The organism is Pontibacillus halophilus JSM 076056 = DSM 19796, from assembly GCF_000425205.1.
Lineage (GTDB): Bacteria > Bacillota > Bacilli > Bacillales > BH030062 > Pontibacillus_A > Pontibacillus_A halophilus.
Map to the genome: position 1 here is coordinate 65799 of NZ_KE384328.1, position 22530 is coordinate 88328.

The window sequence follows — 22530 nt, forward strand, 5'->3', positions numbered from 1 at the left end:
CGTGAGGGAAGGTCACCTCACTTCGTTGCTTGTCTTATGCCTACCGTGGCTAAGCAGGGCCCCTGCGCTTTTGAAATTACCTTGCAAATTTTCTCAAAAGGTTATATACTAACAAGCGTACTTCTGAATTCGATTAGTTGGCTGCTTAAAGGGTTAGGACCTCTTTGGACTAACTTTCCCCCGTGGTGGTGCATAAGCTTTGCATTTAGAAGTAAATTCTTTGGTTGTTAAAGGGGGACTACCAATGGATACTATGGGTAGACATGTAATATCAGAACTGTGGGAATGTAATGAGGAAAAGCTTAATGATATGTCTTTGATTGAAAAGATATTTGTAAATGCGGCGCTTAAAGCTGGAGCTGAAGTGCGCGAGGTTGCGTTTCATAAGTTTGCACCTCATGGTGTGAGTGGAGTTGTTATCATCTCTGAATCACATTTAACCATTCATAGCTTTCCTGAGCATGGTTACGCAAGTATTGATGTTTATACTTGTGGTGATCGCATTGATCCTAACGTAGCAGCTCAATATATCGCAGAATCTTTAGAATCCAAAACGCAAGAAACGGTAGAAGTCCCACGTGGTATGGGACCAGTTGAAGTGAAAAAGTTTAATGTACTATAAATGCAACTAGAGGGGTGTACAGCGTACACTCCTTTTTTGCGTTTAAATTCAGAAATATTGTCGAATGGAGTATTTCACCGCTTGCTATTTTTGATATAATAGGCTAGAGGTGTAGTCATGAAAATTAAACAGTGGGCATCAACATATTTAACGAACCATGCTGAAACATCCGAACAGCATTGGGATTCAAGGTTACAAACACATTATTTTAAAGCGATGCAGGCTCAAGCGTTCAATAAAGTGGACGAGTTGCTTTCCAAGCATTCATCTTATACAATTGTGGCTAAATCAGAAGAGCACGGCGAGATAAGTGTTTCGGTAAAGGGGAAGAGGAAAGCCTTTGTTGTCGTTAGTGTAATTATGGTACAGCCATTACGATCAGCGGTTGACTTTTCTGTTACGACAGAGGGAGCAATGCCGTTTGATTTTGGTTATAGTACGAAGTTAATCGAGACGTTATATGAGCAGCTAAAGCGTGAATTACCTTTTATTGAAACTTCATTAGGAAAATAAAGCATCGAAATAGACGGAATACTAGGTTGGAGTTGATCATATGAAATGCCCCAATTGTCATGCGCGTAGTACCAAGGTTTTGGACTCACGACCAGTAGATGAGGGGAAGTCAATACGACGTCGTCGGGAATGTGAACAGTGCGTGTTTCGGTTTACAACATTTGAACGTATTGAAGAAGTTCCATTGATTGTCGTAAAGAAAGAAGGCACAAGAGAAGAGTTTAGTCGTGATAAGCTTATGCGAGGGTTAATTCGAGCTTGTGAAAAGCGTCCAGTTCCTGCCGAAGAGCTTGAAAAAATTGCAGGTGAAGTGGAACGTGAATTAAGAAATGGCGGCGTATCAGAAGTACCAAGCAAAGAGATCGGCGAAATGGTTATGGACCGTCTGGCTACATTAGATGAAGTGGCGTACGTCCGATTTGCTTCTGTGTACAGACAATTTAAAGATATAAATGTATTTCTTGACGAATTGAAGGATATTATTAAGCGTCAGCCTGAAGAATAAACATGAGCCATCGAGGCTCTTTTCTTTTTTGAAAGGGGGTTTTACACATGGAATCAAACAACATCGGCAAGATACTCCCCGTGGAGGGCTACATGGTTCGCGTTCCTCACACGTTTCCACAACATTATATCCGTTCCCTTACACATCTCTATCAACCCATTATTGGGGCTGTAGCGATTAGCATCTATCAGACGTTACTCTCAGATTTCGAATTAAAGTTGGCACAATCTCGACAAACCCATCACCGATTAATGAATTACTTGCACCTTTCCCTTGACCAAGTCTATGAGGCGAAACGAAAGCTTGAAGCAGTCGGATTGCTGCGTACATTTATGAGTCAGGAAGAGGAAGGGAAATTGTACACGTATGTCTTACATCCTCCTTTCACCGCAAAGGAATTCTTTCAAGATGATGTGCTTTCTGTGTTGCTTTACCATGAGCTGGGGGAAGATAAATATAACATTGTTAAAGAGGCTTTCCTTCCACAACCGAAAGCACTAGCAGGAGAGGAAGTTACGGCATCGTTTGAAGACATGTTCCAAACGACAATGCTTCACTCAAAGTCAATGCCCCAACATACCAATTCTTCTCGTTCAGAAGATAAGGAGCAAAAAGGGGTTGTAATTGGACAGGAGGTTGTGGATTTCGGCTGGTTAACTCAGTCGTTGCAACAACGAATGTATCCAACTCAACACATCCTAAATGAACGGAATAAACGCAGTATCAATCAAATGGCCGTTCTTTACGACCTAGGTACGCATGAAGTAGAGAAAGCTGTCATGTGGTCGTTATCTGACGAGCATGACTTCATGTTGAAAGAATTTAAAGAGGCGTGTCACGATTTGTATCAGTCGAAAGGGAAACAGAGTAATCCTAGTCTACTTCATACGCGACAAGCACTCGCGACAAACGATTCTTCTACAGACGCAGAAGAGAAGAAGAATGAAACGATTACAGAACGTTTCGAACGAATCTCCCCAAGGGAATTGTTAGAAGACCTGTCTGATGGAAACCAGCCATCTTATCAAGAACTTAAGATGATTCGAGATGTCATGGACCAACAAGGATTGCCGCCTGGTGTAATGAATGTGCTCATTCATTATGTTTATTTAAAGACAGACAAGAAGCTGTCTAAAGGATATTTAGAAAAGATTGCGAGCCACTGGTCTCGTAAGAAAGTGAAGACCGTGCAAGAAGCAATGGAGTTGGCAAAGTCTGAAAATGAGAATAAGCAACAAAAGTCATATTCAAGATCATACAACCGTGCTCCACAACGTCAAGGAGTGGTGCCGGATTGGTTTAAGCAGAATGGGAAAGCCTCCTCAACACAGAAGGAACAAGAGCAGTCGTCATCACCTAAGTCTTCAGAAGATACAGACCGCGAACGAGAGCAACTTCTCGAGGATTTAAAGAATCTTGATGATTTGTAACTATAGCTATAAGGAATGAGTGGAAATGGAATCTATCCAAGGATCGTTAAAGAAATGGATGAGGGAAAGTCGCAACTTCCAAGAACATTATCAGAAAATGCGGGAAGAAGTGCTACAAAATAAAGAAATTCTGGCTATCCAACAAGAAAATCCTCATCTAACAGATCAGGATTTAGAGCGACATCTTATGAAGCTCTACGAATATCAATCTCAATCGAAAAAGTGCGAGGATTGCCCAGCGCTGAATGAATGCATTAATTTAGTTTCTGGTTATAGCCCGCGCGTTCACGTGGAAGGCCATGATATTCGTTTAACGTATGAAATGTGCCCAAGAAAAAGGCTTGATGAAGAGCAGAATCAAAAGCGTTCACTTGTAAGTAGTTTATACATGCCAAGAGATATCTTGGAAGCTTCATTCAAGGATGTTGAAGTAGATGACCCTGAGCGATACGAAGCGATTCGACAAGCGAAAAATTATATTGAACATCTAGATACTGAAAAAGCAGAGAAGGGCTTGTATTTACATGGACCTTTCGGTGTGGGGAAGACCTATCTATTAGGCGCAATTGCGAACAAGCTTGCTGATAAAGGTACGTCTTCCATGCTCATCTTCATGCCTGAATTTGTTCGCGAAATGAAGCAATCCATTCAAGACCAGACCTTAAACACAAAGATTGAGCAGTTCAAGAATGTGCCTGTTCTTATGATTGATGATATTGGGGCAGAAACGATGTCTGCATGGTTTAGGGACGAGGTGCTTGGTTCCATTCTTCAGTATCGCATGATGGAACGCCTTCCGGTTTTCTTTACTTCCAACTACAACCTTGATGAGTTGCAAGAGCATCTAGCCTACTCAAATCGAGGAGAGGTGGAGAAGTTAAAGGCTGGGCGAATTATCGAACGAATTGGTCAAGTCAGTACACCAGTTAACATCGGTGGTAAGAACAAGAGAAAGTAATGGGTACAGATACGAAATAAAGATTGTATTTCCTGCAAGGATATAGAGAATCCCATTGAAATGGGGTTCTTTTTTTGTTTATCTCCCTTTTTTACGGGTGTTATGTTGGTTTTCTGGCATGATTTAAGACCTTGTCCCATATAATGTAACAGTTTGATGGGAAGGGGGTTTAACGCTTGAAGGAAATCTATTTTGAGAAGAAAGAAGAAGCCGTTACACTATGCTCCTTTCTATTTCGGAAGAATGATGAGATTTCAATCAGATGGAAATCTCATAGCAAACAAGGTCACTATTTGGTAATTACCTCGCCACAATCGTGGCATGGAGAGTGGAAGCGGCTGTTGGTTGAGGGACTTATTCATGTGTTTCTTTTACATAGAGAGCAGGCGTGGCTAGATGAAATACTGCTCAACTGTTATTACTATACAGACGATGAGGAACGGTCGCATATTCTTGAACTTTGCCAGACGTTGCTGTGTGAGGAGACTGACCTCCCTCGGCATGAACTCTCACGTGGGAAGCGGTCCAAGATATTGAGGGAGTTGTTCTCCGAGTTGTTGTATCAGGAAGAAGGCTTTCATTTCGATTCGTTGGTGCGCTTTCGCTTGCCTTCTTATCGAGAGAAGCTTGTCGACTTTGTTGGATATGCGCTTGATGAGTATAAGCGGGAAGAGGATTACCAAACGTATGTGGAGAACCTGCGTGAATTCGTAAGGGGGAAGGGCGTATCTAATCAACACCTTCACATTATCGAGTCAGAAACACTCAAGATCTATAATTCGGAGGGTGGGTATTTAGACAGCAGTCAACTTCGACAAGTTGCCTATGAAGAACCTCTTTATTTATTCGGGATGGGAAGGGATGAGTTGTTCTTGTCGCCTATTATTGCAATGGCTCCACACACCATCTCTATCTACAGTGATCACCTTACGAATGGTACACTTATTACGTTATTAAATGTGTTTCAAGAACGGGTACAGATACATCCTAGGAAACGTTTTCCTTTCAAACAAATTGCGAAATAACAAGAAACGGGCTTGCATTTCACGATTTTCCTTCATATAATTAGACACATAAACGAAACGTCACTAAAAGTGTTGATAAGGACATGAGCATGATGAACGGACTTCATAGAGAGGGAGGCCAAGGCTGTAAGCTTCCTAAGTGCCGCATAATGTTTACCACCTTTGAACTCTGCGTGCGAACCTTTAAGTAGTGTGCAGCGGCTCGTCCCCGTTAACGGATTTGAATGAGCTACAGGATACCTGTAGGAATTTGGGTGGAACCACGAGTATAACGCTCGTCCCTTCGCTATTTTATATAGCAAGGGATGGGCGTTTTTTTAGTGATGAAAAATATGAAGGAGTGAAAGTTATGGCGGAAGCAATTCAGTTAACATTTCCAGATGGCGCTGTAAAGGAGTTTCCACAAGGTACGACGACAGAAGATGTAGCTGCTTCCATTAGTTCTGGCCTTAAGAAGCAAGCGATTGCTGGTAAACTAGATGGAGAATTAATCGACCTTCGTCGCGAAATCCCAAATGACGGACGAATTGAGATTGTCACGTTGCGTGATGAAGAAGGTGTAGAAGTGATGCGTCACTCATCTGCACACTTAATGGCTCAAGCGATTAAACGTCTTTATCCTAACGTGAAACTTGGTGTAGGTCCGGTAATTGAGAATGGGTTCTACTATGACATCGATATGGAAGAATCCATTACACCAGAAGACCTTCCAAAGATTGAGAAGGAAATGCAGAAAATCGTCAGTGAAAACCTTGAGGTGGAGCGCATTGAGGTTTCGCGTGAAGAAGCGAAAGAGATGTATCGTGAAATTGGCGATGAATTGAAATTAGAGCTTATTGACGATATCCCAGAAGGACAGAACTTGACAATCTACCGCCAAGGCGAATTCTTCGACCTTTGCCGTGGGGTGCACGTTCCTTCTACGTCTAAGATCAAAGTATTTAAGTTGTTGAACGTATCTGGCGCATACTGGCGTGGAGATAGTAAGAACAAAATGCTTCAGCGTATTTATGGTACAGCTTTCGAGAAGAAAGACCACCTAAACGAATACCTACAAATGCTAGAAGAAGCGAAAGAACGTGATCACCGTAAGCTTGGTAAAGAATTAGATATCTTTACAGTTTCTCAGAAGGTTGGTCAGGGACTTCCATTGTGGCTTCCTAAAGGAGCGACGATTCGTCGTACAATCGAACGCTATATCGTGGACTTGGAAGAGCGTCTAGGATATGACCACGTCTACACTCCTGTCCTAGGTTCTGTTGACTTGTACAAAACGAGCGGGCACTGGGATCACTATCAAGAAGACATGTTCCCGACAATGGAGATGGATAATGAAGACCTTGTCCTTCGTCCGATGAACTGTCCTCACCACATGATGGTCTATAAGAACAACTTGCATAGCTACCGCGAGCTACCTGTTCGTATTGCGGAGCTTGGTACCATGCACCGTTATGAAATGTCTGGTGCTCTAGCTGGCTTACAGCGTGTTCGTGCAATGACATTGAATGATGCTCATATCTTTGCACGTCCAGACCAATTGAAAGAAGAATTCATCCGAGTGGTACACTTAATTCAAAATGTGTACAAAGACTTTGGTCTTGATAATTACTACTTCCGTCTTTCTTACCGCGACCCAGCGGATACAGAGAAATATGTAGATAACGATGAGATGTGGGATAAGGCTCAATCCATGTTGAAAGAGACAATGGAAGACCTAGAGCTAGATTACGTTGAAGCAGAAGGTGAAGCGGCATTCTATGGTCCGAAGCTAGACGTACAAGTGAAAACGGCTCTTGGTAAAGACGAAACGCTATCCACTGTACAGTTGGATTTCCACTTGCCTGAGCGCTTCGATTTAACGTACATTGGTCAAGACGGAAACCATCACCGTCCTGTCGTTATTCACCGTGGAGTAGTTTCTACGATGGAACGCTTTGTTGCCTTCCTAATTGAAGAGTATAAAGGTGCCTTCCCAACATGGCTTGCACCAGTACAAGCGAAGATTATTCCGGTATCAGCAGATGTGCACCTAGACTACGCGAAGAAAGTAGAAGATGCGCTTCGATTTGCAGGCGTTCGTGTTGAAGTGGATGAACGTGATGAGAAGATTGGCTACAAGATTCGTGAAGCACAAATTCAGAAAGTTCCATTCCAGCTTGTTGTAGGAGACAACGAAATGGAACAAAATGGAGTCAACGTTCGACGCTACGGAGAGCAAGATTCCAAGACACAAACCCTTGATGATTTCGTTGCAGCGATTAAGCAAGAGATCGATCAAAAGGGAGCTAAATAAAGTACAAGAACCAGACCGGATTCGGTCTGGTTCTTTTTTATGTGTATGGGTTTGGATGAGAGGGGAACTACTCGGTTTCCGGCTTGAAATGAATCAAAGCTCTATTTCAATCGTCACAAACGTTAAGGATGGAGATTAACGATAGTGGGGCGTGAACTGCTGCATCAAAACACAGCTTTGTAACAACCAAGAGAGAACCGTAAAAAATAGAAGGTCCTATTGATGGTTCTCATTGTTCATTTACTACAGCTCTAAACGGTTCATTACCCTCTTTGTAATTTAGGATATGTACTATACCCGTTAAAAAACTATTGAAACATCCCAAGAAATCAGTTATATTTAAAGATGTTGTGAGTGAACAGGTTGTACTTTGTTGACAACGCTTTGTAAACGTGCTATTCTCATATAGGTAACTTAATAAATGTCTGAGACAAGTAGAAGCACCCGCTTCTCACCTGATTGACACTTTCTTAGTAGTTGACAGGTCCGCTCATTATTATTTAATATGAACGGGACGCGTGTGGGTGCAGTATGTACCGACACTTTTTTAATGCATAAAAACCGCAACGAAGGGTAATTGTCGAAGACAGACAACTTGAAACATTTTTTAATAAAACCTGGAGGTGGCTAACTATTAGCAAAGATATGATTGTCAATGAGAAGATTCGCGCTCGCGAAGTACGCCTCATTGATGCAAACGGTGACCAATTAGGTGTTAAATCTAAAAACGAAGCGTTGGATATCGCTGCAAATGCGAACCTTGATTTAGTAATGGTAGCTCCAAATGCGAAACCGCCAGTATGTCGTATTATGGACTATGGTAAGTATCGTTTCGAGCAACAGAAGAAAGACAAGGAAGCGCGTAAGAAGCAAAAAATCATTAACGTCAAGGAAGTGCGTCTAAGCCCAGGAATTGAAGAACATGACTTCAATACGAAGCTTCGCAATGCACGTAAGTTCCTTTCTAAAGGTGATAAAGTAAAAGCAACGGTTCGTTTCCGTGGTCGTGCGATTACTCACAAGGAACTTGGTCAAGAAGTTCTTGAGCGTCTTGCAGAAGAATGTAAAGACGTAAGCTCTGTAGAAAAGAAAGCGACTATGGAAGGTCGCAACATGTTTATGATGCTTGCTCCACTTGCTGAGAAGCAGTAAACATCACTCTGAACTTGCTTAAAGGAGGAACTCACTATGCCAAAAATGAAGACTCATAAAGGTATGCAAAAACGTTTCCGCCGTACTGCGAGCGGCAACTACAAACGTGCTCACGCGTACACTAGTCACTTATTCGCGAACAAGTCTCAAAAGCAAAAGCGTAAACTACGCAAGTCTGGTCTTGTAGCTAAAGGTGATCTTAAGCGCATGGAGCAACTACTTCCTAAGAAGTAATTTCCGTCATAATATATAAATAACAGGAGGGACTCACTATGCCACGTGTTAAAGGTGGAACAGTTACACGCCAACGTCGTCGTCGCGTCTTAAAACTTGCCAAAGGGTATTACGGTTCTAAGCACGCGCTATTTAAAACAGCTAAACAACAAGTAATGAAATCAGGTCAATATGCTTATCGTGACCGTCGTCAGAAGAAACGTGATTTCCGTAAATTATGGATTACACGTATCAACGCAGCGGCTCGTATCAACGATATCTCTTACAGCCGTCTAATGCACGGTCTTAAAGAAGCTGGTATCGAAGTTAACCGTAAGATGCTTGCTGACCTAGCGGTAACTGACGAAAAAGGTTTCGCTAGCCTAGTAGAACAAGCTAAAGCTGCACTTAAATAAGTGTACCTTGATTGAATAACCTTACTGCCCGCCTGCAGTAAGGTTATTTTATTATGGTTTGGGATATAGAGAAATCGTGCACGCCTTAGCCATCACAACGCTGTCTAAAGAGTTCGGTGAGTATCATAGAAAGGATGGTGGATCACGTGGAGTTTATTCTGATTTATATCGTGATGATTAACCTTATTGGAGTCGTACTGATGAGGGTGGATAAACAAAGAGCGAAGAGAAACCAATGGCGAATTCAAGAGAAGACGTTGTTTGGAGTGGCAGTCATGGGTGGTTCTGTTGGCATATGGACTGGCATGCGATTGTATCGGCATAAAACGAAGCATTCTTCATTTGTAATTGGCATCCCCCTCATTGCGATCTTGCAGATTGCGTTCGTACTCTACATACAAAACATGTCATAAGGGCTCGTCTCCTGTCATATAGATGGACTAAGTCATCTTATGAAAGGGGACGATGATGGAACATCTCAGCACCATTCTGCTTACAGCCATCGAAGGAAGTGGCTACTTTGCTCCCCTGCTTTTTATTGCACTACATTTAATGAGGCCTGTATTCTTTTTGCCAGTAGCATTTATTTGTGTAACAGGAGGGGTGTTATTCGGGGCGGTAGAGGGGTCCATTCTTTCAGTCATTGGAGTTACCCTATCAAGTTTAACCTTTTATCCGTTATCTGGTCTGATGCCAAAGACGGTTAATCGTCTTGTTTCGTTGAAGAAGAAGTTGTTAGGGAAGTACACACAGCTTTCAATTGGCCAAGTGGCCATCCTTCGATTAGTGCCCTTTATACATTTTCATTTGCTTTCTTTATGCATTATTGAAACATCGGCAACGTTTAAGGACTATGCAAAGAGTTCATTTATTTCAAGCTTGCCATTGGCGATTATCTATACGTCCATCGGTGGATGGTTGTCGTTACTGTCTCCGCCGGTCATGGTTGCGCTTCTCCTCTCCTTATTGCCCCTCTTTTATTTGCTCCGTAGAAAGGAAATCGTGATTCAATGGAATGAGTTCTTTCACACAGAATTAAAATAAGCAAGCGGATTCCGCTTGCTTATTTGTGTGGAGTGAACAACTTATTGATCGGGTATTTCCAGTCAATTTGAGCGTGAGGGTACCGAGATAGAATTTCCTTCTCGACAAAGTAGAGATCTTCTCGTTCAATGCCTTTAAGTCGGTTCGGCTCACGTGCCCATACTGAAATGGAGACCACATCGAATGAACGCTCAGTTGTGCCGAGGTATTTCTCTCCTTCGAACAAAACTCCTTTATACGTAATCAGGAAGTTCTTCTTCACATTCTCCACGTCATCCATGAAATGATACTGCTTCTTATCATGGGCAAGCTCAAGCTTTCGTTTAGGGTTAATAATGTATTTGTAGGCGGCATACAGAAGCAAGATAATGGCTATGAAGATGAACAATCTCATTAATAGAACAATCATAAGCTTCGTCTCCTTTTCCAAATAAATGGCTACCCTATCCTACGAATAGAGAGTATCAAACGTTTCAAAAAAAGTTGTATGTTATAATGCGTATTAATAATAGTTTAAAGGAGCGTTGATTGTTGAACTGGAACGAACTATATCAGATGCAGCAAGAGCTTGATACATATATTGAACAAAAGCACGAACTGACTCATAAAGATTTATTCCAAAAGAAGGTCATGGCGCTTCTTGTTGAGGTTGGAGAGCTTGCTAATGAGACAAGATGCTTCAAGTTCTGGAGCCAGAAAGCACCTAGTCCAGATGAGACCATTCTAGAAGAGTATGTGGATGGAATTCATTTTATTTTGTCTCTTGGATTAGAGAAAGGGTATACGTTCAATGGGGGTGTAAATGAGGAAGAACCGTATGGAGATTTGACGGATTCTTTCCATGAAGTTTACCGAGCCATCTTGTCATTTAAAGAGTTTGAAGGAGAGCGTGAATATGAAGTTCTCTTTAGGCGTTATCTACAGGTAGGTAATCGTTTAGGCTTCTCAGAGGATGCCCTTATTCAAGCCTATAAAGATAAGAACAAAGTCAACCATACAAGACAAGACCAAGACTATTAATAATGGGGTTGGCAACAATAAACGTTAAAGAATGAGAAGGAGGACCACATATGGCTACATGGGATGATACATTAACAATGCTGAAAGAGTTAACGGACGCGAAAGGGGTCCCTGGGAACGAAGGGGAAGCGCGTGAGGTGATGAAGCGTTACCTTTCACCTTATACAGATGAGGTGACGACAGACCAGCTAGGTAGCTTGATTGGTCGCAAAGTAGGGAGAGAAAATGGACCTAAAGTGATGATTGCCGGTCACTTAGACGAAGTCGGCTTTATGGTGACTCGTATTGATGACAATGGATTCCTATATTTTCAACCTCTTGGAGGATGGTGGAATCAGGTGATGCTTGCTCAACGTGTGACGATTATGACAACGAAGGGGGACCTCACTGGAGTAATTGGCTCAAAGCCCCCTCATGTCTTGTCACCTGAAGCGCGTAAGAAGCCGATCGAGATCAAGGACATGTTTATTGATATCGGGGCATCAAGTCGTGAAGAAGCTCAGGAATTTGGGGTAATGCCTGGTGACTCAATCGTCCCTTACTTTGAGTTCACACAGATGCCAAATGAGAAAATGTTGCTTGCGAAAGCGTGGGATAACCGAATTGGTTGTGCAGTGGCCATTGATGTGTTGAAAGAGCTTCAACAGGAAGAACACCCGAATGTCGTGTATGGAGTTGGGACTGTGCAAGAGGAAGTGCGTCTTCGTGGTGCGAAGACTTCCTCTCAGAAGATTGCGCCAGACATTGGCTTCGCAGTTGATGTGGGCATTGCAGGGGATACACCAGGGATTTCAAATAAAGATGCAGATAGTAAGCTTGGGGATGGTCCTCAAATTATTCTTTATGATGCATCCATGGTCTCTCATAAAGGACTTCGTGATTATGTAGTCCAAGTAGCTGAGAAGCATAACATCCCGTTCCAGTATGCTTCTTTAGCCGGTGGTGGAACAGATGGAGGCTCCATTCATTTGACGAATGATGGCGTTCCAACGTTAAGTATTACGATTCCAACACGATACATTCATACACATGCAGCGATGCTCCACCGGGATGATTATGATCATACAGTTAAACTGTTTGTTGAAATCATTAAAGGACTTGATGAAGAAACTGTTCAAACAATCACGTATGATTAATAAAAAAACGTGCGTAGGCCATCGCCTTCGCACGTTTCATTTATTGAAGATGTTGGACACCTTCTTCAAGGTTAGACAACATCTCTTCTTTGTCATTCTCATCTGAATTCTTCCAAAGAAGTTCAAATAGGACGCCGAGGCCTGGGAGCATTTTTTCTTCTCCGCTGTTGATTGCATCTAAGATAGTAGCTTCTAATTTCTCGCTATCATGACCAGAAACGTTATTATAAATCGCTGCACGCAAATTAATACTCACTCATTCCACCTCTTTTCTAGCATAGAATTTATCGTTAGTTTGACCCGTGTGGATGTAAATATGTATGATGTTAACGGAAGACAAGACAGACAAAGGATGAGTTAGATGATTACCTCACTACAAAATGGATACGTAAAACGTTGGAAGAAATTAAAACGAAGAAGAGGACGCGAGAAAGAGCGTGCGTTCTTAGTCGAAGGGTTCCACTTAGTTGAAGAAGCGTTGAAAAGTGATTGGACCGTACAAGAGATTGTAATTCGTGAAGACATAAATATTCAAAATGAATGGCAAGGATACAAATACGTCCAAGTGACGAACGAAGTGTTTCAAGAAATTGCCGATACCGACCACCCTCAAGGGGTTGCGGCGGTAGTTGAAATGAAAGAGATGGAGTGGGAAGGAGCGAATCGAGTGCTACTTCTTGATTCCATTCAAGACCCTGGTAATCTAGGGACGATTATTCGTACAGCAGATGCGGCTGGCTTTGATGCGATTATGCTCGGGAAAGGTACCGTAGATCCGTATAACGATAAGGTCATTCGTTCAACGCAGGGTTCTATCTTCCACCTACCAGTATTCCAAGAAGAGCTAGAAGAGATTATTCCTTCCATGAGACAAGAAGGAACAACGGTGTGGGCCACATCTTTACAAGGGGCAACCCCTTATATGGAGAAGACTATTCCAGATGAACCTTTTGCTTTATTGGTGGGCAATGAAGGGTCAGGTGTACAGGAAGAGTTACTCCAACTTGCGGATGAACGAGTGAATATCCCGATGTATGGGCAAGCAGAATCGTTGAATGTAGCGGTAGCTACAGGAATTTTACTCTACGCCATGCGTGGATAAGTGGAGCAGTGCTTTACAAATGAAAGCGAACCCCATATACTAATGAGTAGAATTATTGAACTAACAGAATAACCATATAAAGCGTCGAAGGAGCTAGTACGAGAGGTACGCTACAATCACAGGGAGAAACGTCATAGACTGGAAGCGTTTCGGTTGTAACCTCGAGGAAGTTTCACTCTGGAGCTGACACTTGGACCTTACAAAGTAAAGGTGTTTCCGGAATCTGTCCGTTATCAGATTAGAAGTGGATGCTCAATACGAGTGTCAACAAGGGTGGTACCGCGACGCGAAGCCTCGTCCCTTTTCTATAGGAGAACCTATAGAGGGGACGGGGCTTCTTTTTTTTATTCTGCCATTTGAATAAAGGAGGATGTGCAATCATGAAGGAACGTTTACTCGAATTGAAAACAGAAGCGCTACAGCTAGTAGAACAAGCTGAAGATGCTAAAGCGTTGCAAGATGTTAAAGTACAGTATTTAGGTAAAAAGGGGCCCATCACGGAAGTTCTGCGTGGGATGGGTAAATTGTCTGCTGAAGAACGCCCAGTCATAGGCCAACTTGCCAATGAGGTGCGTGAGTCCATCCAGGGTGCGATTGAAGAGAAGCAAGCTCGTTTCGAGAAAGAAGCGCTTGAGAAGCAGCTTTCTGAAGAAACAATCGACGTAACAATGCCGGGCCGCCCAGAGCCAGCGGGAGGTCCACATCTATTAACGAAGATTATCGAGGATATGGAAGATTTATTTATCGGTATGGGCTTTAATGTAGCGGAAGGTCCTGAAGTTGAGCAAGACTATTACAACTTTGAAGCGTTAAACCTGCCAAAAGGCCATCCGGCTCGTGATATGCAGGACTCGTTCTATATTACTGAGGAGCTTCTGCTTCGTACGCATACTTCTTCTGTTCAGGCTCGTACGATGGAGAACTCTGAAGGAAAAGGGCCAGTTAAAATCATTTGCCCTGGTGTCGTATATCGCCGAGACACAGATGATGCCACGCACTCTCACCAGTTTACACAAGCAGAAGGCCTCTATGTCGATAAGCACGTTCGAATGAGTGACCTTAAGGGTGTGTTAAATGAATTTGCGAAGCACATGTTCGGCGATGAACGAGACATCCGATTACGCCCTAGCTTCTTCCCATTCACAGAACCGTCTGTTGAAATGGATATCTCTTGTAAAGTATGTGGCGGAGAAGGCTGCTCTGTATGTAAAGGCACTGGCTGGATTGAAATTCTTGGTGCAGGGATGGTTCATCCGAACGTACTTGAGATGGCAGGGTATGACTCGAAAGAATACACAGGATTTGCATTTGGAATCGGAGTGGAACGTATTGCGATGTTGAAATACGGAATTGAAGACATTCGCCACTTCTATACGAACGATGTACGATTCTTAAATCAATTCCATAAGGCGTAACGAGGAGGAATAAAGATGTTTGTATCATTAAACTGGTTGAAGCAGTACGTAGATTTGCAAGGCGTTGACCCTGAAATCCTTGCAGAACGAATTACGAAAACAGGGATTGAAGTGGAAAGTGTTGAACCATTTGGTACACCAATTAATGATTTGGTTGTTGGGTACGTTAAAGAATGCATCCAGCACCCGAATGCGGATAAGCTTAGCTTGACTCAAGTAGATGTAGGGGACGAAACGTTACAAATCGTTTGTGGAGCTCCTAACATCTCACAAGGTCAACATGTTATTGTGGCGAAGCCTGGCGCGGTTCTACCTGGCAACTTCAAGATTAAGAAGACAAAACTTCGTGGTGAAGAGTCAAACGGGATGATTTGTTCCATGGAAGAGCTTGGAATAGATGCTAAGTATGTGCCTGAAGACATGCAAGATGGCATTTATGTATTCCAAGAAGACGTAGAAGTCGGAGCGGATGTAAATGATTTACTAAATCTAGATGATGTCATAATTGAACTCGGCATCACACCAAACCGTGCCGATGCGTTAAGCATGCTTGGGGTTGCGTATGAAGTCGCAGCAATCTTAGATACAGAAGTTCAACTCCCAGAGGAAACGGTCCCAACTGTTGATGAGAACAGCTCTGAACAGGTCTCTGTTGTAGTCGATGCGAAAGAGGCAAACCCATACTACGGCGCCACACTCATTAAGGATGTTGAAGTGGGTCCATCTCCACTATGGTTACGCAACCGCTTGACAGCTGCGGGTCTTCGTCCAATTAACAACGTTGTCGATATTACAAACTTCGTTCTAATGGAGTACGGTCAACCTCTTCACGCCTTCGATTACGATCGATTTGGTTCTAAAGAAGTTGTTGTTCGCTTTGCGAAAGACGGAGAGACGTTAACAACGCTAGATGATGAAGAGCGAACGCTATCTTCCAATCAACTCGTTATTACGAATGGCAATCAGCCAGTTGCACTTGCTGGTGTAATGGGTGGAGCTGATTCTGAAGTGCAAGATGATACAACGACTGTGCTATTGGAAGCCGCATACTTCTCACCAATCGCGGTTCGTGAAGCATCTAAAGATCACGGTCTCCGTAGTGACGCAAGTGCTCGCTTCGAGAAAGGTGTAGACCCAGACCGTGTGAAACGTGCAGGCCAACGCGCGGCACAACTTCTCGCTCAGTACGCAAATGGCACTGTGTTATCAGGTGTAGTGGAATACGATGAGCTTGACCGCAGTGAGAAATCCATTACCATCACAACGTCTCGTATGAACCATGTTCTTGGTTCCTCTATGAATGACGAAGACATTGCAACCATTCTTCGTAAACTTGGGTTTGGTTTCAAACAAGAAGGAGAAACCTTCCACGTGACGATCCCAACACGTCGCGGCGACATTTCAATTGAAGAAGATATGGTAGAAGAGATTGGACGTATTTATGGATATGACAACCTTCCATTCACCCTCCCAGAAGGAGCAGCAAATGCAGGTGGACTAACGAAGCGCCAATCTTTACGCCGCTCTATTCGTCGTAAGTTAGAAGGAATGGGACTTTCTGAAGTCATCACGTACTCATTAACAACGTCCGAACGTGCAACTCAACTTGTGAGCCCAGATGTACGTGCAGCTGACGTGAATCCTGTTCGACTTGCAATGCCTATGAGCGAAGAACATAGTACTCTTCGTCTAAGCTTGTTACCTGAAATGCTAGCTTCTGTTTCTTACAATGTGGCTCGTAAACAACAGAATGTAGCCTTCTACGAGACAGGGTCGGTATACGTATCGAATGAACAGACGGTTACGAAACAACCGAACGAGCAAGAACGCTTAAGCGGTGTATTGACAGGAACTTGGGTGACAAACCTATGGCAACAAGAGAAGAAACAAGTAGACTTCTTCGTTGTTAAAGGTATTCTCGAGAACCTTTTCCAATTCCTTGACCTTTCAGAGAAGATTACATTCAAGCAAGGCAAGGTAGAGGGCATGCACCCAGGCCGTACGGCACTTGTGTATTATGGAGATGAAGTCATTGGCTTTGCCGGACAACTTCACCCAACTGTTCAGAAGAACTATGATTTGAAGGAAGCATATGCATTTGACCTAGATTTAGAGAAAATCTTTGACGTTGCTACACAGGAAGAGAACTACACACTTATTCCGCGTTATCCTTCTATTACGCGTGACATTGCGCTTGTTGTAGATGAATCAGTTGCGGCAGGAGACCTTCACGAAACGATTTATGCGACAGGACAGCCGCTTGTGAAGCACGTGCTTGCGTTTGACCTTTATCAAGGGGAGCATTTAGAGGATGGGAAGAAATCCTTAGCATTCACCATTCGCTATCAAGACCCTACTCGTACGCTTAAAGACGAGGAAGTCGAAGAAGCACACACGCGCATCCTTGAAGCAGTGAAGAGTCACTATCAAGCTGAACTACGTGGATAAAGAAAAGCCCTCTCAATTGAGAGGGCTTTTTCTATATATGAACTAAATTATAGAGTGGATGGGGCATAAGAAAGGGAGCATTGTAAGTTCTCATCTATTGGTTCTATGGTCTATATACCGCTCTTTACCGGTCTTGATTAGTTTCCTGAATTCTCTTCGTAGACGTAATAGTTCAAAGACGCTATTGGATTGTTCAACTCTTTCGATGATTTCTGAATACCTTTCATATTCTTTTTCAGTGAGTAACACTTTGTCCCTGCGTTTAAAGGGGATAACATCACCCATCACGGATCCCTCCTTCGCTTATAGTTGTACTTATGCAAACGCCCCCGAAAAGGAGACCAACTATCCTATAAATAGGCACGTTGGATTTACTTCATTGTGTTTATCTAAACAGCTAGTGTGGTATTCACATACTATTTACGAAAGGGGATGGGATAAATTGAAACAGATTCCAAGCATTACTTTACGTGACGGAATAGAGGTTCCAGCTGTCGGCTTTGGTACATACGCTCTTAATGGAAATGCGGGTGTACAGGCAATCACAAGCGCAATTCATCATGGCTATCGATTACTAGATACGGCCTACAACTATGAAAATGAGGGGACAGTTGGCGAGGCAGTGAGAAGAAGCGCTGTACCGAGGGAAGAATTGTTCATTACATCGAAATTACCTGGTCGCTACCAACAATACGACAAAGCGGTTACAGCAATACAAGAGTCATTGTACCGTGCTGGCCTCGATTATTACGACTTGTATCTCATACATTGGCCGAATCCTCAACAAGGAAATTATGTAGAAGCTTGGAAGGCTCTCTTAGACGCGAAAAAATGGGGACTTGTCCGTTCAGTAGGAGTATGTAACTTCCTTCCAGAACATCTTGATGTACTTGAACAGGAAACAGGTGTGAAACCGAGCATCAATCAAATTGAACTTCATCCTTTCTTTAATCAAGCAGACATGCTTGGGTATCATTTTGAGAATGGTATTGTAACTCAATCCTGGAGCCCTCTCGCCAAGGCAGATGAGATTCTAGGGAATGAAACATTAAAAGGGATTGCAGCGAACTACAACAAATCAATCTCCCAAATTGTGCTACGCTGGCATTACCAATTGGGGTCCATTGCCATCCCTAAATCTGCGTCTCCACAACGTCAATTAGAGAACATCTCAATATTCGATTTCGAATTAAGTGATGAGGAAATGGATGCAATTACTGTATTGTCACGAGAAGATGGACGATTAAACAACCAAGACCCTTCGGTTTATGAAGAGTTTTAATTCTGGCTTTCGTATGAATGGTGGGTTGAATTAGTTTGATTGTAAACCATGGGCTTGGAGCAAATTACTGTGTTGTTACTTAGCAAGGTTAAACAAAGGGAGCTTTCTTTATGAGGGAATTCGAACAGGGCAGATTATTTCTCGCCCTGTTCGTTCTGTAAAGGTTGAGTAATTGGTAATGTAAAGGCAATTTCAGTTCCTTGCCCGAGGGTGGAAGTAACTTTAATCTCTCCGTTATGAGCGAGGACAATCGCTTTAGCAATGCTCATTCCTAAGCCGCTTCCTTCATGTCTCGTTTCGCTATTTGTTCCTCGGTAATAACGGGTAAACAGGTGCTTCTTGGTCTCTTCGTCCAATCCCACACCTTCATCTTTAACTCGTATGGATAGAGTGTGAAGATTTGGAACAACCGCTACGGAAACAGCTGTACCTGGCGGGTTATGAACTTGTGCGTTGACAATTAGGTTATCTAATAGTCGCTCTAGCCATTTCTTTTCTCCTAGTACGAAATAATCTATGGAAGGGAGATCGAGTGAAATTGGGATTTCTTCATAACGGTATTTCTGAACTGTTGAGTGAAGAAGTTCTTTCACGGATACAGGAGTGAATTCAGTAGGGATATGTTGCTCCTTTAGCTTTGAAATTAGAGAGAAATCTTGAATCAATTCGAGCATATAATCCCCTTTCTTACGTATGGTGGCTCCAATCTCCTGTAGTTCTTCCTCGTTCCATTGGTACTGATTGCTTTCTAGCATATAGCCGTATCCGTGTATGGTTGTTAGTGGCGTGCGCAAATCATGTGAGATCCCTGCCATCCATTGCTCCCGTTGTTCGTCGAGCAACTTGCGCTCGTATTCAGAAGCAGTAAGCTGTTCTGCCATTTCGTAGAACTCTTGAATAACTTCTTTATAAAGACGGTATTGGCGCTTCAATTTATTCTTCTGATTGAATACTTTCTTCCGCTCATCTGAAGTTAACACTTCTTGATACTCTCCTCTTTGCATTCGCTCTAACCAGCCAATAAAGAGGAGGAGTGGCTTGCCATACCTCATACCGTGCCATACAGAAAATGTGACAAGTAACAGAAATAAGAAGACAGCAATAGTAGATAGAATGATTACACCAGTCTTAAACGTTGGAGGTTCCCATTTTTCGGTCTTCTTCGGAGTGTGGAGAACCCATGCTTCTTCGTCTGACATGTATCGTGTGGTAACCTCTGTTGTGAAATTCTGTGGCTGTTGCTTCCTTATTGATAAATCAATTGGTGAATAGTGGGTCGAATCATGGTTAACTCCAAGTTCTTCTCTAACTCTTCCATCTTTATCAACAAGATGAAGCGTATATCCTTTATCTACTAAAGTCGTGTGCAGGTGCGCGATTTGCTCGGAGTCCCATTCTTCACTACTTCCGTAAGTACTCATCCAAGCTGTTAACTCTTGTAGGTGCTCGTGCTTATAACCAAGCATGAACAGGTATGTATTCTGATATAGGTAATCATCAACTAGTGTGGTTACTGTATAACGATCTAAACTTTCGGTCGCTTCAATTTCGTTAATTTCTGAGAGAGTGTAAGACTTAGGGAGCTGCTCTGGATTGTTTACAGCAAAGAAGACCTTCCCTTCTTCGTTCACAACTTGAAGCCACATGTTTCTAGTCTTTAATTCTTCTTTCCATACAGCGGGCATTTGAATGTCGTCTTCCTCAAGCCATATTTCAGTTGAGATAGATTCAAGAACTCCGCTAGGAAAATGCTGATTCACTCCTTCGTTTGAGTAGAGCAGAATTAAGGAGAAGAGAAGGATTAGTAGGATAACGAATAAAAAAGCGGTCAATAGGACCATCTGAATTGAGAATTGAAAGGCGATCCGTCGCTTTATGGATTTCATCGCGATGGTTCCTTTACAAGCTTGTAGCCAAATCCGCGAATGGTTATAAGGAATTGAGGTCGGCTAGGGTCTGGCTCAATCTTCTCACGGAGTCTACGAATATGAACCATTATGGTATTGTCGTCTACAGGATGTTCATACCCCCATACCGCTTCAAATAAGTCGCTCTTCGTAAAGACTTGATTCGGGTGATGACAGAGATAAAGGAGTAAGCGGAATAATAAGGCCGTAATGGTAACTGGTTCTCCCTTCACCATTACTTCCTTTGTTCTTTCGTTCACTTGAAAATGGTCAAAGTCATAGATGAATTGCGATCGATTATCTCTTATCAGTGTTGGTTCGGCTTTTATAGATAACCTTCTATGAACGGCTTTAATTCGTGCTGCAATTTCAAGAGGGTTGAAAGGCTTGGTAACATAATCATCACCGCCTACTGCAAAGCCAGTTAAGACGTCTAAGTCAGATGTCTTTGCTGTTACATAAATAATATAGGTATCGATTGCTTCATGAATTTTCGGGCCAAGCTCAAATCCATTTCCATCAGGTAACATAACATCTAACAATATAATGTCATAAGAGGTGTAATGAATAGCTTCAAGTGCATCCGCTACTGTATAGACTGAATCAATGGACTGATAGCCCTCTTTCCTAAGCACTGTTTCAACCATCTTGATAATAGCTGGTTCATCATCAACTAGTAATACATGTATGTCTTCCATCTTATTCCTCCTCACTCAGCAATGCTAACACACTTACCTTACATGAATCTTACGAAATGAGGATTAAGTAAGCTAGAAGTAAGAAAGATGTAGAGTGAGGGTAATCTACACAAAGTATGATTAAGGTACAACAGATTCTAAGGGGGAATACGTGTGTACCGAAATCAGGTAGTGGATGCACTGAGAGGGTTAAGTTTATTTGGAATATTGATTGCTAATATGTTGATATTCCAATATGGAATGTTTGGGAAAGATGAGATTCATCGATTTAATGTGACCACGACAGATAGGTGGATACGAGAAGGATTAACGATTCTAGTGGAATCAAGTTTTATGCCAATCTTCGCTTTTTTATTTGGATATGGTGTAGTAAAGATGACAGAGAAATTATCTAATCAAGGTCTTCGCCATAAACGGTACCTTTCAAGGAGGTTCGTTTGCCTTCTATTACTAGGTGGGCTGCATGCTTATTACTTATGGGAAGGGGATATTCTGCTTACTTATGGAATGACAGGTTTCATCTTACTATTCTTTATTAACCGCAAGAGCAAAACAATTTTAATTTGGTCTGTAGTTTTGTTGGCTTTAGGTGGCGCATCTGTTTATGGAGGCGAAGAAAGCCTGAGTTCTGATGGGGATGAACGAATTATGTCAGAGTATATGACTGAAACAGAGACGGTTAATGGAGGTGGTAGTTATCAGGAGATTAAGTTCCACCGAAATAATGTAGATCCACTTAATTTGAGTGGTGGAGAAGCGCTCGTTATACTTCTATTGGTTCCTTTGTTCACACTCCCCATGTTCTTAATAGGGATGATAGCTGCTAAACGAAGTTGGTTTGTTCATATCGAAGAGCACAGACACAGGTGGCAACGTGGAGCTATCCTTGGTAGTATAGTCGGGATTAGTTGCAAATCATTTGTCATCATCTTTCCAGCTTTACCAATTGGAAGTACTTTCTATCTTATAGGGGGTCCTATCCTATCGCTAGGCTACATAAGTATGTTCGTACTTGTACTAAATCGTGACCACTTGTTGGTGCGTGGGTTATCAAGTGTAGGGCGTTATTCATTAACGAATTACATCTTACAGTCAGTAGTGTGTACCACGCTCTTCTATGGATATGGCTTTGGATGGTTTGGCAAGATAGGCGTTACAGCTGGGGTAGGAATAAGCTTCTTACTCTTTGCCTTACAGTGGGGTGGAAGTTTACTCTATAGCCAGTACTTTCGAACGGGCCCTCTTGAGTGGGTTATTCGGGTATTCACGTATTTGAAATGGTCGGGTAAACCTACAAGTCGTAACGTAACTGAAGAAATAAGTCATAAACGTCATAGGGAGGCATTGTAAC

Annotated in this window: 24 protein-coding genes and 2 other annotated features; of the genes, 19 read left to right on the plus strand and 5 right to left on the minus strand. The window is 42.5% G+C overall.

Features of this window, described 5'->3' with window-relative positions; all coding sequences use genetic code 11:
- Positions 1–244: 244 nt before the first annotated feature.
- The 12 genes from speD to H513_RS0118020 all read left to right on the plus strand — a co-directional run bounded on the left by speD (position 245) and on the right by H513_RS0118020 (position 10171).
- Entirely contained in the window at positions 245–622 is a 378-nt protein-coding gene (gene speD / locus H513_RS0117965; protein ID WP_026801960.1) for an adenosylmethionine decarboxylase, read from the plus strand.
- Between the two features lie 117 nt (positions 623–739).
- Complete coding sequence (locus H513_RS0117970) at positions 740–1135, plus strand: hypothetical protein (RefSeq protein ID WP_026801961.1); 396 nt, start codon at positions 740–742, stop codon at positions 1133–1135.
- 40 nt (positions 1136–1175) lie between these two features.
- Positions 1176–1640, plus strand: a complete 465-nt coding sequence (gene nrdR / locus H513_RS0117975; RefSeq protein ID WP_026801962.1) for a transcriptional regulator NrdR — start codon at positions 1176–1178, stop codon at positions 1638–1640.
- A gap of 47 nt (positions 1641–1687) precedes the next feature.
- Complete coding sequence (locus tag H513_RS20675; protein WP_036769100.1) at positions 1688–3070, plus strand: replication initiation and membrane attachment family protein; 1383 nt, start codon at positions 1688–1690, stop codon at positions 3068–3070.
- 25 nt (positions 3071–3095) lie between these two features.
- Complete coding sequence (gene dnaI / locus H513_RS0117985; RefSeq protein ID WP_026801963.1) at positions 3096–4028, plus strand: primosomal protein DnaI; 933 nt, start codon at positions 3096–3098, stop codon at positions 4026–4028.
- Between the two features lie 176 nt (positions 4029–4204).
- Complete coding sequence (gene ytxC / locus H513_RS0117990) at positions 4205–5053, plus strand: sporulation protein YtxC (RefSeq protein WP_026801964.1); 849 nt, start codon at positions 4205–4207, stop codon at positions 5051–5053.
- Between the two features lie 63 nt (positions 5054–5116).
- Positions 5117–5339 (plus strand) — a binding site (T-box leader).
- A gap of 63 nt (positions 5340–5402) precedes the next feature.
- Positions 5403–7346, plus strand: a complete 1944-nt coding sequence (gene thrS, locus H513_RS0117995; protein WP_026801965.1) for a threonine--tRNA ligase — start codon at positions 5403–5405, stop codon at positions 7344–7346.
- A 426-nt stretch (positions 7347–7772) separates the two neighbouring features.
- Positions 7773–7901, plus strand: a sequence feature (ribosomal protein L20 leader region).
- Between the two features lie 90 nt (positions 7902–7991).
- Entirely contained in the window at positions 7992–8498 is a 507-nt protein-coding gene (gene infC, locus H513_RS0118000) for a translation initiation factor IF-3 (RefSeq protein WP_026801966.1), read from the plus strand.
- Positions 8499–8534: 36 nt separating this feature from the next.
- Positions 8535–8732 (plus strand): 50S ribosomal protein L35, encoded by a 198-nt coding sequence (rpmI, locus tag H513_RS0118005; protein ID WP_026801967.1) that lies wholly within the window; start codon positions 8535–8537, stop codon positions 8730–8732.
- A gap of 38 nt (positions 8733–8770) precedes the next feature.
- On the plus strand, positions 8771–9127 hold the full coding sequence (rplT, locus tag H513_RS0118010; RefSeq protein WP_026801968.1) for a 50S ribosomal protein L20: 357 nt from the start codon (positions 8771–8773) through the stop codon (positions 9125–9127).
- A gap of 146 nt (positions 9128–9273) precedes the next feature.
- A complete protein-coding gene (locus tag H513_RS0118015; protein WP_231572062.1) occupies positions 9274–9540 on the plus strand; it encodes a DUF1294 domain-containing protein in 267 nt (88 codons plus the stop codon).
- A 55-nt stretch (positions 9541–9595) separates the two neighbouring features.
- Positions 9596–10171 (plus strand): TVP38/TMEM64 family protein, encoded by a 576-nt coding sequence (locus H513_RS0118020; RefSeq protein ID WP_026801970.1) that lies wholly within the window; start codon positions 9596–9598, stop codon positions 10169–10171.
- A gap of 19 nt (positions 10172–10190) precedes the next feature.
- On the opposite strand, the gene H513_RS0118025 is transcribed toward H513_RS0118020, so the two are convergent.
- Positions 10191–10580, minus strand: coding sequence for a hypothetical protein (locus H513_RS0118025; RefSeq protein ID WP_026801971.1), 390 nt, complete (start codon positions 10578–10580; stop codon positions 10191–10193).
- A 122-nt stretch (positions 10581–10702) separates the two neighbouring features.
- Here H513_RS0118025 and H513_RS0118030 point away from each other — a divergent pair, with 122 nt between their 5' ends.
- Together H513_RS0118030 and H513_RS0118035 are read left to right on the plus strand one after the other, a co-directional pair.
- Positions 10703–11191, plus strand: coding sequence for a dUTP diphosphatase (locus H513_RS0118030; RefSeq protein ID WP_026801972.1), 489 nt, complete (start codon positions 10703–10705; stop codon positions 11189–11191).
- Positions 11192–11241: 50 nt separating this feature from the next.
- The gene (locus H513_RS0118035; protein WP_026801973.1) at positions 11242–12327 is read left to right on the plus strand and encodes a M42 family metallopeptidase; all 1086 of its coding nucleotides are present in this window, start codon (positions 11242–11244) and stop codon (positions 12325–12327) included.
- A gap of 40 nt (positions 12328–12367) precedes the next feature.
- Here the strand turns inward: H513_RS0118035 and sspI are convergent, their stop codons facing one another.
- Positions 12368–12583, minus strand: a complete 216-nt coding sequence (gene sspI / locus H513_RS0118040) for a small acid-soluble spore protein SspI (protein WP_026801974.1) — start codon at positions 12581–12583, stop codon at positions 12368–12370.
- Positions 12584–12688: 105 nt separating this feature from the next.
- On the opposite strand from sspI, the gene H513_RS0118045 reads away from it, so the two are divergent.
- The 3 genes from H513_RS0118045 to pheT all read left to right on the plus strand — a co-directional run bounded on the left by H513_RS0118045 (position 12689) and on the right by pheT (position 17292).
- Entirely contained in the window at positions 12689–13429 is a 741-nt protein-coding gene (locus tag H513_RS0118045; protein WP_026801975.1) for a TrmH family RNA methyltransferase, read from the plus strand.
- 380 nt (positions 13430–13809) lie between these two features.
- On the plus strand, positions 13810–14844 hold the full coding sequence (gene pheS, locus H513_RS0118050; protein WP_026801976.1) for a phenylalanine--tRNA ligase subunit alpha: 1035 nt from the start codon (positions 13810–13812) through the stop codon (positions 14842–14844).
- Between the two features lie 15 nt (positions 14845–14859).
- Complete coding sequence (gene pheT, locus H513_RS0118055) at positions 14860–17292, plus strand: phenylalanine--tRNA ligase subunit beta (protein ID WP_026801977.1); 2433 nt, start codon at positions 14860–14862, stop codon at positions 17290–17292.
- Between the two features lie 90 nt (positions 17293–17382).
- On the opposite strand, the gene H513_RS21950 is transcribed toward pheT, so the two are convergent.
- Positions 17383–17577, minus strand: a complete 195-nt coding sequence (locus tag H513_RS21950; protein ID WP_026801978.1) for a hypothetical protein — start codon at positions 17575–17577, stop codon at positions 17383–17385.
- A 157-nt stretch (positions 17578–17734) separates the two neighbouring features.
- Here H513_RS21950 and H513_RS0118065 point away from each other — a divergent pair, with 157 nt between their 5' ends.
- Entirely contained in the window at positions 17735–18574 is an 840-nt protein-coding gene (locus H513_RS0118065; protein ID WP_026801979.1) for an aldo/keto reductase, read from the plus strand.
- 134 nt (positions 18575–18708) lie between these two features.
- Here H513_RS0118065 and H513_RS0118070 read toward each other — a convergent pair whose 3' ends face one another.
- Both H513_RS0118070 and H513_RS0118075 read right to left on the minus strand, forming a co-directional pair.
- The gene (locus H513_RS0118070; protein WP_026801980.1) at positions 18709–20460 is read right to left on the minus strand and encodes a sensor histidine kinase; all 1752 of its coding nucleotides are present in this window, start codon (positions 20458–20460) and stop codon (positions 18709–18711) included.
- Positions 20457–21179 carry a response regulator transcription factor gene (locus H513_RS0118075; protein ID WP_026801981.1) on the minus strand — a complete coding sequence of 241 codons (723 nt, stop codon included), beginning with the start codon at positions 21177–21179 and terminating at the stop codon, positions 20457–20459. The genes H513_RS0118070 and H513_RS0118075 overlap by 4 nt, the downstream gene beginning before the upstream one ends.
- A gap of 153 nt (positions 21180–21332) precedes the next feature.
- Between H513_RS0118075 and H513_RS0118080 the strand changes: the two genes are divergently transcribed.
- Entirely contained in the window at positions 21333–22529 is a 1197-nt protein-coding gene (locus H513_RS0118080; RefSeq protein ID WP_026801982.1) for a DUF418 domain-containing protein, read from the plus strand.
- Position 22530: the final 1 nt, after the last annotated feature.